At 30.7% G+C, this 14,987-nt stretch carries 14 protein-coding genes; 12 read left to right on the top strand and 2 right to left on the bottom strand.

The annotated features are described in order from the left end of the window. Positions 1-12: 12 nt before the first annotated feature. From rpoD to HF295_RS01360, 5 genes are all read left to right on the top strand, one after another. Positions 13-1,266 carry an RNA polymerase sigma factor RpoD gene (gene rpoD, locus HF295_RS01340; RefSeq protein ID WP_312032050.1) on the top strand — a complete coding sequence of 418 codons (1,254 nt, stop codon included), beginning with the start codon at positions 13-15 and terminating at the stop codon, positions 1,264-1,266. Continuing rightward, positions 1,263-1,919 carry a tRNA (adenine(22)-N(1))-methyltransferase gene (locus HF295_RS01345; protein ID WP_312032051.1) on the top strand — a complete coding sequence of 219 codons (657 nt, stop codon included), beginning with the start codon at positions 1,263-1,265 and terminating at the stop codon, positions 1,917-1,919. Before rpoD ends, HF295_RS01345 begins: the two co-directional genes overlap by 4 nt. Beyond that, positions 1,916-2,680 carry a Nif3-like dinuclear metal center hexameric protein gene (locus tag HF295_RS01350; RefSeq protein ID WP_312032052.1) on the top strand — a complete coding sequence of 255 codons (765 nt, stop codon included), beginning with the start codon at positions 1,916-1,918 and terminating at the stop codon, positions 2,678-2,680. The genes HF295_RS01345 and HF295_RS01350 overlap by 4 nt, the downstream gene beginning before the upstream one ends. Before the next feature lie 107 nt (positions 2,681-2,787). Next, a complete protein-coding gene (locus HF295_RS01355) occupies positions 2,788-3,627 on the top strand; it encodes a DegV family protein (RefSeq protein ID WP_312032053.1) in 840 nt (279 codons plus the stop codon). After that, a complete protein-coding gene (locus tag HF295_RS01360; RefSeq protein WP_312032054.1) occupies positions 3,617-4,060 on the top strand; it encodes a MarR family winged helix-turn-helix transcriptional regulator in 444 nt (147 codons plus the stop codon). The genes HF295_RS01355 and HF295_RS01360 overlap by 11 nt, the downstream gene beginning before the upstream one ends. A 39-nt stretch (positions 4,061-4,099) precedes the next feature. Here HF295_RS01360 and fdxA read toward each other — a convergent pair whose 3' ends face one another. Next, positions 4,100-4,267, bottom strand: coding sequence for a 4Fe-4S ferredoxin (fdxA, locus tag HF295_RS01365; protein ID WP_312032055.1), 168 nt, complete (start codon positions 4,265-4,267; stop codon positions 4,100-4,102). Positions 4,268-4,488: 221 nt separating this feature from the next. On the opposite strand from fdxA, the gene HF295_RS01370 reads away from it, so the two are divergent. Continuing rightward, complete coding sequence (locus HF295_RS01370; RefSeq protein ID WP_312032597.1) at positions 4,489-4,704, top strand: YneF family protein; 216 nt, start codon at positions 4,489-4,491, stop codon at positions 4,702-4,704. Positions 4,705-4,728: 24 nt separating this feature from the next. On the opposite strand, the gene plsY is transcribed toward HF295_RS01370, so the two are convergent. After that, positions 4,729-5,364, bottom strand: a complete 636-nt coding sequence (plsY, locus tag HF295_RS01375; RefSeq protein ID WP_312032056.1) for a glycerol-3-phosphate 1-O-acyltransferase PlsY — start codon at positions 5,362-5,364, stop codon at positions 4,729-4,731. 109 nt (positions 5,365-5,473) lie between these two features. Here plsY and parE point away from each other — a divergent pair, with 109 nt between their 5' ends. From parE to HF295_RS01405, 6 genes are read left to right on the top strand one after another with little or no spacing between them, the layout of a single operon-like run. Further along, the gene (gene parE / locus HF295_RS01380) at positions 5,474-7,399 is read left to right on the top strand and encodes a DNA topoisomerase IV subunit B (RefSeq protein ID WP_312032057.1); all 1,926 of its coding nucleotides are present in this window, start codon (positions 5,474-5,476) and stop codon (positions 7,397-7,399) included. 1 nt (position 7,400) lies between these two features. After that, the gene (gene parC / locus HF295_RS01385) at positions 7,401-10,019 is read left to right on the top strand and encodes a DNA topoisomerase IV subunit A (RefSeq protein WP_312032058.1); all 2,619 of its coding nucleotides are present in this window, start codon (positions 7,401-7,403) and stop codon (positions 10,017-10,019) included. Positions 10,020-10,032: 13 nt separating this feature from the next. Beyond that, positions 10,033-11,271, top strand: coding sequence for a hypothetical protein (locus tag HF295_RS01390; RefSeq protein WP_312032059.1), 1,239 nt, complete (start codon positions 10,033-10,035; stop codon positions 11,269-11,271). A gap of 12 nt (positions 11,272-11,283) precedes the next feature. Beyond that, positions 11,284-12,363 (top strand): hypothetical protein, encoded by a 1,080-nt coding sequence (locus HF295_RS01395; protein WP_312032060.1) that lies wholly within the window; start codon positions 11,284-11,286, stop codon positions 12,361-12,363. A gap of 31 nt (positions 12,364-12,394) precedes the next feature. Further along, positions 12,395-14,479: a single-stranded-DNA-specific exonuclease RecJ gene (gene recJ / locus HF295_RS01400; RefSeq protein WP_312032061.1), complete on the top strand. Its 2,085-nt coding sequence runs from the start codon at positions 12,395-12,397 to the stop codon at positions 14,477-14,479. Beyond that, entirely contained in the window at positions 14,469-14,981 is a 513-nt protein-coding gene (locus tag HF295_RS01405) for an adenine phosphoribosyltransferase (RefSeq protein WP_312032062.1), read from the top strand. The genes recJ and HF295_RS01405 overlap by 11 nt, the downstream gene beginning before the upstream one ends. The last annotated feature ends 6 nt before the right edge of the window (positions 14,982-14,987 follow it).

Consider the following 14,987-nt stretch of genomic DNA (forward strand, 5'->3'; position numbering starts at 1 on the left):
GGAGGAAAAAGAATGACAAAACAACAAATATATACTGAACTCATTGATATTTTTAAAGAGAATGGTGAATTAACAGTTAAAGATATTTTTGAATACATTGATAAAGAACATGAAGATTTTGAAGACATCGTAAATTTACTGGCTAATAGAGGGGTTTTACCAGATGAGTTTTTTGATTATGTAAAAAACGAAACAAGCAGTGATCATGTAAGTTTAGATGATTTATCTGACGATTCAATCTCAGAGTCTGATATTGCTGAAATTAGAGATTTTTCTAAAGAAACTAATGATCGTTTGATGAAAGAAAAAGTCTTTGATTCATCTGTGGCTATTAAAGTTGATGATCCAGTAAGAATGTATTTAAAAGAAATTGGTAGAGTTGACCTCCTTACTAGTGAAGAAGAATATGAGTTGGCGACCTTGGTTGATAGGGATAAGAAGGTTCGTGAAATTTATGAATATAGAAGACAAGAAAATATTCCTATTTCTGATGAAGAAATGTTTGAATTTGAAGAAGTCTTTAGAAAAGGTGACTTTGCGAGAAAAAAACTTGTTGAGGCTAATTTAAGATTGGTTGTCAATATAGCTAAAAGATATGTGTCAAGGGGCCTCCAATTCTTAGATTTAATTCAAGAGGGTAATATGGGGTTGATTAAGGCTGTTGGTAAGTTTGATTATACTAAGGGATTTAAATTTTCTACCTATGCTACTTGGTGGATTCGCCAAGCTATTACCAGGGCCATTGCTGACCAAGCAAGAACCATTCGTATACCTGTTCATATGGTTGAAACCATCAATAAAATGGTGAGAACTCAAAGAACTTTAACCCAAAAATTAAAGAGAGAACCTACACCAGAAGAGGTTGCTGCTGAGATGGGTATTACAGCTGATCGTGTTCAAGCTATTCAAAAAACAGCTCAAGAACCTATTTCTTTAGAACAACCTGTGGGTGAAGAAGAAGATTCAAGTTTAGGCGATTTTATTGCTGATAATGAAATCTTAAATCCTTATGAGTTTACCACAAAAGAAATGTTAAAAAGAGAATTAAATGCTGCTTTAGCTACTTTAACTGATAGAGAAGAAAAAGTATTAAGAATGCGTTTTGGTTTATTAGATGGTAAACCAAGAACCCTAGAAGAAGTTGGTAAAGAGTTTGATGTTACTAGAGAAAGAATTAGACAAATAGAGTCTAAGGCCATTAAGAAATTAAGATCACCAAATCGATCAAAGAAATTAAAAGATTTTAAAGAAGGTCATTATAGATGATTTCAGAACGCTTAAGAATCGCAAGTCAATTTCTTAAGGGCTATCATTATTTAGCTGATTGTGGCACAGATCATGCGCTTTTACCAATATATGCTATAGAAAAAGGATATGTTAAAAAAGCTATTGCATCAGACAATAAAAATCTACCTTTAATGAATGCAAAAGATAATATAAATCAAAAAGGTTTGTTTTTAGAAGTGAAAACAGTTTTAGCAGATGGTTTAAGTTATCTAAATTTAGAAAATGAAGTTGATGTCGTGACGATCTTAGGTATGGGCGGCATTGTGATGAAAGATATTTTAGATAAAGCTTATTTGTATAATGTAAAAAGAATGGTTTTACAGCCTAATTCACATTCGGAACTTGTGCGAAGATTTTTAGAAGAACATAAGTGGAAGATTGTTGATGAAGTTTTTATAGAAGACAATAAAAAGTATTATCAAATAATTGTTTGTGAAAAAGGGTCTATGATTTTAAATGATTTAGATAGAGAATTTGGGCCAATTATTTTAAAGAAAAAACCGCCTTTATTCATTAAGAGAATTGAATCAATGATTGATCATTTTAATCAGGCTTTAGAACAAGCAAAAGATTCTGAAACAAAAGAAAAATTAAATCAAAGAATTGCTTTTTTGAAAGGAGCTTTGGCATGAATTTAGTTGATATAATCAGATATTTTGAATCTAAATATCCAAAAGATTTGGCTTATGATTGGGATAATGTGGGTATACAAGTGGGGACTTTAAACCAAAAAGCCAAGAAAGTTCTTATTTCTTTAGATTTAACCAAAGAAGTGGTCAAAGAAGCGATAGATTTAAAAGTAAATATGATATTAACCCATCATCCATTAATGTTTAAACCAATGGATCGAATTGTTTTTGATTCACCTAAAGGGTGGATTGTTAAGAACTTGATTAAACATAATATTACTGTATATTCAGCTCATACCAATTATGACTTAGCAAATGGAGGTATGAATGATACCTTAGCTAAGGCTTTAAAAATCAAAAACCCTCAATTATTAGATATGGATGATGAAATTGGTAGATATGGCGACATTGATCCCTTGGCTTTCAATGATTTTATTAAGATGATTAAAAAACAACTTAAACTTGAAGTAGTGAAAGTTGTTGGCCGTGAAGATAAAGTGGTAAAAACCATAGGTGTATCTGGTGGCTCTGGTTCAAAACATATGTATGAAGCTAAAAGAGTAGGTTGTGATGTTTACTTAACTGGTGATGTTACTTATCATACCGCTTTAGACGCTATTGCCTTAGGATTAACAATTGTTGATATAGGGCATCATGCTGAGAAAATATTTGTTCCAGCTGTGAAAGCTGACTTGGAATCTCAATTTGAAGAAGTAGAATTTATTGAGTCAAAAATTAATACAGATCCTTTTAAAACCTTTTAATATAAGGAGGTTTGTATAGCAAGCCTTTTTCTCTTGCATTCCATTATAGAATATGATAATATAAGTTTTGAAATTCAAACTGTTTGATATTCAAAGGAAGGTATATTATGAAAATAGGTATTGCTGTTGACGGTAACTCAGGTATTGATTATTTAGAAAGAGATAAAGAGATTAGAATTTTTAGATCACATTTAATTATTGAAAAAGAAGAATTTGAAGATTTTGTTGAAATAAGTAGCGATGTTTTTTATTCAAGATTAAATGAAAATCCAGATTTAAACATTTCTACTGCACAAACTAGTACAGGTAATATTCTAGAAATGTATGAAGAAATGCATGCTAAAGGTTATGATCAGTTGTTGATTATTACCATATCTAAAGAATTGAGTGGTACCTATCAAAATGCTGTTTTAGCAGCTAAAATGATTGACACAAATGTTATTGTCTACGATTCTAAATCAGTTTCATATGTTCAAGCATATATGGCTTTACAAGCTCAAGAGATGGCTAATCAAGGTAAGTCAATCGAAGAAATCATTGAGAGACTTGATTATATCAGAGATCACAATCATATTTATATAACTGTTGATACTCTTAAATATTTAGTGAAAAATGGTCGTTTATCTAATGTTGCTGGAGCAATAGGATCTTTATTAAAACTAAAACCTTTATTAGAAGTCAATGATGAAGGTAAAGTTAAAACTGTCGATAAAATTAGAACTACTAAAAAAGCTAGAAAACTCCTAATTGAAAGATTTGTTAAAGAAACAGAAGGTAAAGATGTGATGACTTTTGTTGTTTATACAAATAATCAACTAGAAATGGAAGATTTTAAAAAAGAATTAGAAAGCCATGGGGTGCGTGATGTTCAATTGGTTCCTTTAACACCAGTTGTAGGTACACATGCAGGTCCAGGTACTATGGGGGTCGGGTATATTGAACGATAGTCAAAATGATGCAAAAAAGATTGTTAATGAACTTTTAGTTGATATTTTTAATCGTATTTTAATTATAGAAGCTGAGTTTATGAAAGAAAAAAGTGTTAAGCTATCTATGAATGAAATTCACGTTTTAGAAGCTATTGAAAAAGTAGAAGAACCTTCGATGTCAAATATAGCTAAAAAATTGCATATTACTGTTGGTTCTTTAACCATAGCTATCAATACCCTATATCAAAAAAAATATGTTATTCGTGAAAAAGATGTCAATGATAGAAGAAAAGTATTAATTAAATTAACAGAGGATGCAAAGTTAGTTTTAAGAAAACATGATTTATTTCATGAACAAATGATTGATTCAATCTTTAAAGAACTTAATGTTGGTGAAGATCAAGTATTAATCGATTCTTTAAGAAATTTATCTTCATTTTTTAGTCGATAAAAAAAACAGCGAATAATCGCTGTTTTTTTGTTTACATAATTATTTTGTAATGATGCAATCTACTGGACAATTAGCTTCGCATACTCCGCAATCGATGCAAGCATCTTCGTCGATAACGTAGATATCTCCTTCTTCGATGCAATCTACAGGACAGTTTTCTTTACATGTCCCACAGGCAATACAAGTATCTAAAATAAATCTTGGCATAATCATATCCTCCTTAAGAATCTTTGACATATCTATTTTAACAATGAATGGGTCTTTTGTAAACAAGAAATTTGAAAAATTATAACGACTGTTACTTAAAATGAATATAAAGTGACAGACACATATTTTTAAACAATTCATTATTTGCCAATGATAATGCCTTGAATAATTAAGTGACTTTTGATACAATGATTATGGTATTTAAAGGAGTTGATATTATTATGGAATTATGGTTAGCAATCGTATTAATTGTTGTTGCATTAATCGTAGGATTGGTTGTTGGATTTTTCCTATCTAGAGCATACTTTAAGAAGTACCTAGAAAAGAATCCACCTATTAATGAAAAAATGATTAGAGCTATGATGTCTCAAATGGGAAGAAAACCTTCTGAGAAACAAGTGAGACAAGTTATGGCTTCAATGAAACAAGGTCAATAAAAAAATGATCTCCAACTTAGGAGATCATATTTTTTTCTTTGATTTAAATAAATAGGTTTTATTTTCATTGTTATTGAGTAATCTAATAAAATTTTGTTTGTGCTTAATGAATATTAGAGTAGAAGCAGCAGCAACAACAATTAAGAATTCTAAATCATAGTAAGGATTCATTCCATCAAAATATAATATAAAAGCAATAATGAAAGTTGATAAAGCTGTTGATGTTGATGCTAATGAAATGTATTTAGAAATATAAGTAATAAATAGGAAAAATGGTATGAGTGATAATCCTACCCATGGGGCATAAGCGATGATAATACCAAAGGATGATGCAACACCTTTTCCACCTTTAAATTTCATCCAGACAGGGAAGATGTGTCCTACCACTGAAGCTAAACCATAAAACATTGGATGCAACATGGTGATTCCAAATATTTCTGGGTTGTATTTAATGATTAATACTAAAATTCCAGCTTTGGTAATATCAAGTACTAAAACTAAAATTCCGATAGCGTTTCCTAAAACCCTAAAGGCATTTGTCGTCCCTAAATTGCCACTTCCATGTTTTCTTAAATCTTTATTTTTAAGTTTTTTTCCGAAAATATATGAAAAAGGAATTGATCCAATGACATAAGCAAGGACTAAAAAAATGTATTCCATGTTAACCTCTCTTTATTGATAATGATTATACCAAAAAAATCTAGAAAAATAAAGAAATTCCTATTAAAATTTGATATAATAAAGAATAGAGCAAAAAGGAGCTATTTTAATGAGTAATAATACATATAATGCTAAATCTTTACAAATATTAGAGGGCTTAGAAGCCGTTAGAAAAAGACCCGCCATGTATATTGGTTCTACAGATACGAGAGGTTTGCATCATTTGGTATGGGAAATTATAGATAATTCAATCGATGAGGCTTTGGCTGGCTACGGAACATACATAAAAGTTGAAATCAATGAAGATAATTCAATTAGAGTTTCTGATAATGGTCGTGGTATGCCTGTAGATATGCATGATTCTGGCTTGACAGGTGTTGAGTTGATTTTTACTAAGTTGCATGCTGGTGGAAAGTTTTCTGGCGATGGGGCATATAAAGTATCTGGTGGATTACATGGGGTTGGTGCTTCAGTAGTCAATGCTTTGTCTGAGTTCTTAGAAGTATCTGTTTATAGAGATGGTATCATTTATCAAATGAGATTTGAGGCTGGGGGAAAACCGGTTCAATTACTAACTGAAGTTGGTGTAACTAAGAAAACTGGAACTGAAGTGTGGTTTAAACCTGATCAAACTATTTTTTCAACAACTTTGTTCAATTATAAAATGATAGAAGAACGAGTCAGAGAAAATGCTTTTTTAATCAAAGGTTTAAAAATGGAGGTCATTGATCACCGCAGTAAAACGAGTGAAATTTTCCAATACAACAAGGGTATTAGAGAATATATCGAATACATGAATAAAGGTAAGGGTGCCTTACATAAGGCCGTTTATTTCTCTGGTTTAAACAATGATATTGAAGTAGAAGTATCTTTTCAGTATACCAAATCATTTTCTGAAAATTTGGTATCTTTTGTTAACAATGTAAGAACAAAAGATGGTGGAACCCATGAAACTGGGTTCAAGTCAGCCTTTACTAAAGCATTTAATGAGTATGGTCGAAAGATGTCTCTTATTAAAGAAAGAGACACGTCTTTGGAAGGTACCCACGTTAGAGAGGGTATGACAGCAATTGTTTCAGTAAGAATTCCTGAGTATTTATTGCAATTTGAAGGTCAAACTAAAAATAAATTGGGGACCAATGAGGCTAGAGCTGCCGTTGAAACAGTGGTTTATGACAAGGTATCAGCTTTCTTAATGGAAAACCCACAAACATCTCAAGAATTAGTATCAAAAGCCATTAAGGCTAGAAATGCTTGGGAGGCTGCTAGAAAAGCAAGAGAAGATGCTAGATTGGTTAAAAAAATTAAGAAAAAAGACACTATATTATCTGGGAAGTTAGCGCCTGCTTCTTCAAAAGATGCTTCAATTAAGGAATTATTTTTAGTTGAAGGTGATTCAGCTGGTGGCTCTGCTAAGCAGGGAAGAGATAGGTCTTTTCAAGCTATATTACCTTTAAGGGGTAAAGTCATTAATGCTGAAAAACAAAAAATGGAAGATGTATTTAAAAATGAAGAAATATCTACCATTATTTCAACTATTGGTGCTGGAATAGGTAGTGATTTCCAAGTAAAAAAATCTAACTATAATAAAGTCATAATTATGACAGATGCTGATACAGATGGAGCGCATATCCAAGTATTACTCATCACATTTTTCTTTAGATATATGCCAGAACTCATTGAAGCTGGTAAATTGTACATAGCTTTACCTCCTTTATATAAAATCACAGCTAATTCATCAAAAAAATATGAATATGCTTGGACTGAAGAAGATAGAGAAATCATTAGTAAAAAATTTAAAAATTATTCTATTCAAAGATATAAAGGTTTAGGTGAAATGAACTCTACCCAACTTTGGGAAACAACTATGAACCCTGAAAGTAGGTCTTTAATACAAGTTTCTATTGATAGTTTAGCTGAAGCAGACCAAAGAATTTCAGTATTAATGGGTGATGATGTAGAACCGAGAAAAGAATGGATTGACAATAACGTCTCTTTTGCTATTGAAGACGATTTTTTAATTGAGGAGGAATAATATGGCAAAATCAGTTAAAAAGAAATTAGATGCATATATAGAAAATATTATTCCAATGAATTTAGAAGAAATTGTTGGTGAAAGATTTGGAAGATACTCTAAGTATATTATTCAAGATCGTGCTTTACCTGATGTTAGAGATGGTTTAAAACCAGTTCAACGAAGGATTTTATTCGCTATGAACGAATTAGGAATGGGATCCACTAAAGCTTTTAAAAAATCAGCAAGAATTGTTGGTGAGGTGATTGGTAAATACCATCCTCATGGAGATTCTTCTGTTTATGAAGCCATGGTAAGAATGTCTCAAGATTGGAAGATGAGAAATCGTCTAATTGAAATGCATGGTAACAATGGTTCTATTGACAATGACCCTGCAGCGGCTATGAGGTATACTGAAGCGAGATTAACGGTGTTTTCTGAGGCTTTATTGCAGGATATAGACAAGAAAACGGTAAATTTCATACCAAACTTTGATGATTATGAATTGGAACCAGTTGTATTGCCTGCTAAATTTCCTAATCTATTGGTTAATGGTGGAACAGGTATGGCCACAGGTTATGCGACCAATATTCCACCCCATAATTTAAATGAAGTCTTAGAAGCCATTATTTATAAGATTGAACATAAAGACTGTAGCTTAGCTGACCTTATGAAATTTATAAAGGGTCCTGATTTTCCTACTGGGGGTATTGTTGAAGGAAGAGATGAAATTGAAAAAGCTTTCAAGACTGGTAAAGGAAAAATTGTTATTCGCTCTAAGGTTGAAGTTAATGAAACTGAATTAATCGTTACTGAAATACCTTATGAAGTCAATAAGGCTGAATTAGTTAGAAAAATTAGTGAAATTGCTTTGAAAAAGAAAATTGATGGTATCGTCGAAGTTAATGATATTTCTGATAGAGAAGGTATTCGCATTGAAATCAAACTAAAAAAAGATATTGCTAGCGATGTTATATTGGCATATCTTTTAAAGAATACTGATTTATCAAAAAACTATAATTATAATATGGTTGCTATTAGCCAAAGAAGTCCTAGGTTATTATCTCTTGATGAAATATTAAATGAATACATACTTCATCAAAAAGAAGTGATAAGGAATCGATCTAATTATGAGTTACAAAGGTTAGAAAAAAGAAAACATATAGTTTTAGGTTTCTTAAAAATGGTCAGTGTTTTAGATGAGGTTATTCGTATCATTCGTCAGTCGTCTGGAAAAAAAGATGCTGAAACTAATTTAATTGAAAGATTTTCTTTTACAAGTGAACAAGCAGATGCGATTGTTTCTTTAAGATTATATCGTTTATCTTCAACGGATGTAAGTGAAATGGAAAATGAATCTGTTCAATTGTCTAAAGAGATTAAGAAACTAATTAAAATTTTAAATAACGAACATGATTTAGAAAATGTTATTATTTCTGAAATAAAAGAACTCATGGACAAATACCCTAGTCCTCGTTTATCTGTAATTAAAGATGAAATAAAGAAAATAGAAATTGATGAACAAGAGTTAATAGAAAATGAAAATGTTATGGTAGTCATATCTAGAGATGGGTATATTAAGCGTTCTTCATTAAAGTCATACCAAGCTACACAAGGAGCTACTGGTTTAAAAGAAAATGATGTAGTCCTAAAAAAAGGCGAAGTTAACACACGGTCAACCTTGTTATTATTTACTAATTTAGGTAATTTTATCCAATTACCTGTTCATAAAATTATGGATGCTAAATGGAAAGATATGGGTGACTATATCGGGAATTTTGCTGCTTTAGATAATAAAGAAAAAGTCATTGACTATATAGTGGTTGATGAATTTGATGAAGAAAGATTTGTTTTAGTCGCAAATCAAGACGGTTCGATTAAACGGGTTTTACTAAGTGATTTTAATAAAACAAGAATTAACAAAACTTTTAATGTCTTAGCTTCTTCAACCATTAATCCCTTGGTTTCTATTGACTTGCAAGAAGCTTATGATACTTATGTAGTCATGGTTAGTAAGAATGGTTATGTGGTTAAATATGATATTGAAGAGATACCTGTTCAATCTTTGATGGCAAAGGGTGTTAAAGGTATTAATCTAAGAAAAGATAAATTGGTTGGTGCTAAGTTTGCAACTAAGATCAATAAAGATGAGATTTTAATGCTTACCAATAGAGGTGGTTTAAAACGAGAATTTACAGCCAATATTGATGTATCTCATAGGCCAGCCAAGGGAAAACGATATTTTAAACTCATCAAATCAAATCCATATGAAGTTGTTTCAATTGCTTCAGAAAACATATTTAGATTAAAATCATTTATTACCTTACATGTGATTGGTAAAGTTAAGGATCTTGTAATTCAAGGTGAAGAGATTAAACCAGATCGTTATGAAAATGGTATTCCTACTTTAGAAAAAGAAGATCAACCTCAAATGCTAAGGATTGATATTGATCGTTACAATGAGTCTAATGATTTATTGTTGAGTTTGGCTGAGCAAGTTGAAGATGAAGATGATCAAAACTCTGAGGATGTTATTAGTGAACTTGAAAAGATCATATCGATATCAAAAGATAGTGATCCAGAAGATATAGAAGAAGATGAAGATGATGATGAAAACATCATTCAACAAAAACTGTTTTAATAGGAGATAAAGAATGAAAAAAATATTTGGATTTATGATGATGTTGTCAGCATTGTTATTAACTGGCTGTAACTTTTTACCTGATTTGCAACCATCTACTCAAGAAGTTGATTATCTTAACTTCATTGAAATTTCTACTGTGGATGAGTTAAAAAATATTGAAATGAATAAGTCATACCAACTGATTGCTGATATTGATTTAGGTGGTGAAGAATGGATACCTATAGGAACTTTAAGTCAACCATTCTTAGGGCATTTTAATGGAAATAATCATACCATATCAAATTTTGTAATCACTGAAAACCATAGTTTTAATGGTTTATTTGGATATCTTGAAGGAGATGTCTATAACTTAAATATTATTGGATTTGATTTCCAAATTTCTGACGACTTTATAATAAATGCTGGTGGTTTAGCTGGTATGAGTTTGGGTAGTATTCATCATGTTTCAGTCGATGGGCAAATGACCTTATCTGCTAATGGATTTAATGTTTATGCTGGTTTGTTGATTGGAAATCAACAAAAGTTAGCACAAAAGACGATTGTTTCTGGTGAATTTAAACCTAATGAAGTATATCTTAATCAAGCCAGTGGCACCATTAAAGTGTTGGATTCAGAGATTGCTTATGTTGGCGGTTTGTTAGGTAAAAGTCATAATACTAAAACTTATCAAAATGAAGTTTTAGACACATCTATTTCAGTAATTTCTCAAGTTTCATCCTTGGTAGGTGGCTTAATTGGACAACAATTTTTATATGGTTTTGAGCAAGAGAATCCATCTTTATCAATTGACTATCTTTTGGTTTATGAAAATATAGTTGATATTTCTTTTGACTTTGATGAAACTGATGTACTCAGCTTGGGTGGTTTAATTGGTTATAGTCAAAATACTGATGTAAGTAATAATTTTGTTCGATTAAATACTCAACTTACTGGTGGAGAATACTTGATGGGAACTTTAGTGGGTGACTATTGGCTAAAGGTTGCAAGTGATAATTTGGTCTATATTGAATCAATGAATATTGATGACGATACTTTGGGTGTAAGTGGTTCTATCGTTGGAAATATACAAGAGTCTCAAGAAGATGATTTTTCATCTTATATAGTGGCCAGCTCTTCTATAATGTTTGACGATAATCTAGCCAATCTTATCACTTTAAGTCAAGCAACAAATATAGATTTTTATCAAAGTAATTACCCAAATTTACAAGATACATTTATTGATAGACTAATGGAGATTTTATTTGAGTAAATGAGGTGACTTATGAATTGTATTAAAAATATAAAAGCAACATCGATTCCTCATGATGTTTTTATTAAAATGACTCAATTATATAAGTCTATGGGGATGAATGATTACTATGATGTTCATTTTTCAAAAAATCTTGATTATTATAAACACAAGACTGCAGAAGATAATGCCAAAGCATTTTATGCTTTGTTTTTGCCGGATTTCAAGGTTATTTCTAATCATCGTTTACAGGCTTTAACTCTAGAGTCTTCTGTAGCCAGCAATCGTTCTGAACAATTGTTTAAAAATATATTGCTTGTTTTTAGAAAAATACATTATCAGTCTTATGAACGCTTTCATTTGAATTCTGTAGAGATTAGGGAATTAATTTCTTATATTTTTACTGATGTCATGGAAATACCTAAATATCGTAAATTTGTAAAAAAGAGATCACTTTTAGATAGTCAAACTCTTTCTTTAAGAGAAGTTCTAGATAAATACATAGATGATCTTGAAAAGATAGAAAAAGAAAAGGTAATTGAGCCTATTTTCCTATATCTTAATTTTATGATCGATTTTGTTAATATGAAAATTTTTGACTTTAAATATAATGAAATTATAGGTACATTAATTTTCTATATTCTTATGATAGAAAATGATTTAAGAGTATCTCATTTTATTGGTTTTTTTCCAAAGTTTCAAACAAAGAAAAATCTTTATTTTAAGTTGTTACATCAATCTTCTTTTCAGTGGGAAGAGGGCTTAGCGGATGTGATGCCAATGACTCATTTTATAATTAAGATATATCAAAGTATGTATGATGATTTAAAAGATTTGGCTAGAGAATTTGAATTTGATAATGAAAGTACTCTTTTAAAAACAGATTTTGTTGAAAATATTATTTTGAAAATGCCTGAAACTTTTTCAAAAAAAGATATACGTAAGAAGTATCCACATGTATCCGATTCTACCATCAATAGAACATTACAAAGGCTTCAAGAAGAAGACAAAATTAGGTCTTTAGGTAAGGGTCGAGGCGCAAAGTGGGTTAAGATGATAGAAAATTATGATATAGAAGGACAACTAAAACTATATCTAGGTGATGAAGAGTAAATATGGTTGTCTCATTATTTGGAGGTCTATTTTGATTAAAAGTAAATATTTATGGAATAAACAAATAGATGGTATTGTAAAAGACCAAGACATCTTTAAAATGATCAATCAAAATAGAGATATTCATGATCATGAAGCATTCTTTTCAATGGGGGTTGAATCTCTTCATAGTCCATTCTTGTTTTCACAAATGCAAGTGGCTATTGATAGAATTAATTTAGCCATTAGCAAAGATGAAAATATATTAATTTTTGGTGACTATGATTGTGATGGAATTACTTCAGTAGCCATATTATATAGGGCGTTGAAAGACTTAGATGCGAGCGTTTACTATCAGGTGCCAAATCGTTTTGAAGATGGTTATGGCTTAAATCTTGATTTGGTTAAAGAGTGGGTTGGTCAATATTCTTTAGTGATTACTGTAGACAATGGTATTACATCTATAGATGAAGTAGAGTATCTACAAAATCACAAGGTCGATGTCATTGTGACTGATCACCATCAACTCAAGGAGTATTTACCAAAGGCTTATGCGATTTTGCATACAAAAGTGTCTGATCAATATCCTTTTAAAGAAATATCTGGTTGTATGGTTGCCTTTAAATTAGCATGGGCACTTAAAGGTGAATTTCCTCAAGACTTAACCGACTTAGCCATGATAGGTACAATTGCTGATTTAATGCCTTTAGAGGATGAAAATCAAGCCATGGTCAATATTGGTTTAGAGCAACTCAAACACACACGAAATTTGGGTTTAAGCAAAATTTTATCTTATAGTGATTTAGATATAATTAATCAAACTGCTATAGCTTTTCAAATCGCTCCAAAAATTAATAGTTCTGGGAGAATGAATCAAGCAGAAACTGCTATAGAATTATTAATTACTAGTGATTTAAGACAGGCAAATGAGCTTATTCTAAAAATAGAAGAAAATCATGTGGTAAGAAAGAAACATACTGAAACTTCTTTTAAAATCGCTGAAAGTTTAATCAATCATGAAGATCAAGTTTTGGTTTTAGTTTCTGAAAAATTTCATGAAGGTGTAATAGGTATTTGTGCTCAAAGAATTTCAGAAAAATATCAAAAACCAACCATTGTTTTGACGATTGAAGATGATATAGCTAAAGGTTCAGCCCGTTCATTTGGACAAGTTTCAATTTTAAAAATGTTAACTCAAACTGAAGATTTGTTAGATAGGTTTGGGGGTCATCATCAAGCAGCGGGTATGCAGTTAAAATTATCTAATATTGATGAGTTTAGACAAAAGTTGAATTCTTTAGATATCAAAGAATCCGAGCCTGTTTTAGATATCGATATGGAAGTGGTATTAGATCAAGTTTCTAAAGATACCATTCAAGAACTTCAAGAGAAATCTTTTCATACTGCCTTGTTTTTAATGAGAAATCTTAGAGTTATTCGCAAACAGATTATTGGTCAAAATCATGTTAAACTTCTTTTAGAATCTAATCATCAAAGTTTTGATGCGGTTAAGTTTAATCAACTCTCTTATTTTTATTCTTTAAACGAAGGTGATGTTATCGATGTGGTTGGTGGTTTGACAATCAATCGGTATCGAAATAAAGAAAGTATTCAAGTGATGATATCTGATTTAAGTTGTGATCATTTTCAAGTATTAGATTATCGTAGATCCTTAAATATTAGTAAGGTTCAAGATAATATTCTACCTGACTTTACCTATCTTAATGATCAAGTTGTTTTAATGACAAGTCATCTAAAAAATTTAATGCATGGTTCAAAGTCTTATGCTTTGTTTCCAAAACAATTAAAAATCAATTTTAACTATTTACTTGATAGAAATCAAATGGCTAACTTGTATATTAAATTAAAAAGATTATCAGATTTTAGTAAATTTGATATAATGAAATTAGTTGATCAACAAGAATGGGTAAGTGATACTTTAATTAAAATCTTTTTAGAATTGGGCTTTGCCATTGAGAAGAATGGTCTATATAATATTCAAGAAAGTTCTAAAAAAGACTTAAGTGAAAGTCAAACGTACTTGGATGTATTAGAAAAGAAAAAAACTATTGATTGGTTGTATCTTACAAGCCAAGATAAAATAAAGACTTATTTGGAGGATAAAAATGGATTATAGTAAATATATTAAAAATGTACCTAATTTTCCTGTTGAAGGGATTCAATTTAAAGATATTACACCTTTAATTGGTGATGGACAAGCCTTTAAAGCTTGTATTGATGAATTTGTTGATTTTGCTAAAGAAAAGCAAGCTAATAAAATTGTAGGTCCAGATGCAAGGGGCTTTATAGTTGGTGCTCCAGTGGCTTACGCCATGGCTATTCCTTTTGTTCCTATTAGAAAGCCTGGTAAGTTACCAAGGGAAACCTATTCTTATGATTATGATTTAGAGTATGGCTCTAATTCTTTATCAATGCATAAAGATGCTATTGTAAAAGGGGATAAGGTTGTTATTATGGATGATTTATTAGCAACTGGGGGTACTCTTGAAGCTACCATCAAGTTGGTAGAAGAAGCTGGTGGTCAGGTTGTTGGTTTAGGATTCATCATTGAGTTAGTTGATTTAAATGCAAGAAATAAATTAGATAAGTATCCAATTAAAGTATTATTAAAATATTAGGAGGCT

It is taken from the genome of Hujiaoplasma nucleasis, assembly GCF_013745115.1.
GTDB lineage: Bacteria > Bacillota_I > Bacilli_A > Izemoplasmatales > Hujiaoplasmataceae > Hujiaoplasma > Hujiaoplasma nucleasis.